Genomic DNA, 540 nt, shown 5'->3' with positions numbered 1-540 from the left:
CCCGAAGATAATGAATCCGGTCGCTATTCCACGGACGGTCCATCGTCAAGGAGACGTCAAGAGAGCGTCGAGCCCCATCAAGCCTCATCGTCACATAAGCCGGGTCCCACTCATGCCACCGATCAATATTCACCATCAGCCAGAATCTCCATCCTTCTCATTTACGATACCGCGTTTCACCGTCGGCCGGATATCGAACTCTCGATGCCGATATCCTGAATACGATCCATTTTTGTCGACTCTCGCCTGCACCAACTCGTAGCGCAGGCTACCGAATTTCATCGCGTCTTTAATCGTCAGCGCCAGCCCCAGCTGCGTTGCATCTCCCCTTTCCCCCATGGCCGCGAGGACCGATTCGAGATATTCCCGACGCCCCTGTTGATAGTGCCTCGCCGAGTTACGCCCAACTCCCTTCCGGTGTCCCAACGTTGCGTGTGGGCCTTTCGCCTCCATTACGACAATGATCGGTTCGGTGATCCCCTCCTTGTTGGTCACACCCTCGCGCGGACTGACCCGAACCACCCCATCGGCAGCTCCGCT

The 540-nt window shown here is 57.0% G+C and carries 1 protein-coding gene; it reads right to left on the bottom strand.

The window, feature by feature from the left end; translation table 11 throughout:
* Positions 1 to 135: 135 nt before the first annotated feature.
* Positions 136 to 540, bottom strand: a 405-nt coding sequence (locus tag ACPXB3_RS22485) for a hypothetical protein (protein WP_425729857.1), incomplete at its 5' end; no start/stop codon positions are given.

Source organism: Gordonia sp. DT219 (assembly GCF_049847065.1).
Lineage (GTDB): Bacteria > Actinomycetota > Actinomycetes > Mycobacteriales > Mycobacteriaceae > Gordonia.
The sequence above is the reverse complement of the archived record's forward strand: the minus strand, read 5'-3'. Positions and strand labels throughout refer to the sequence as shown.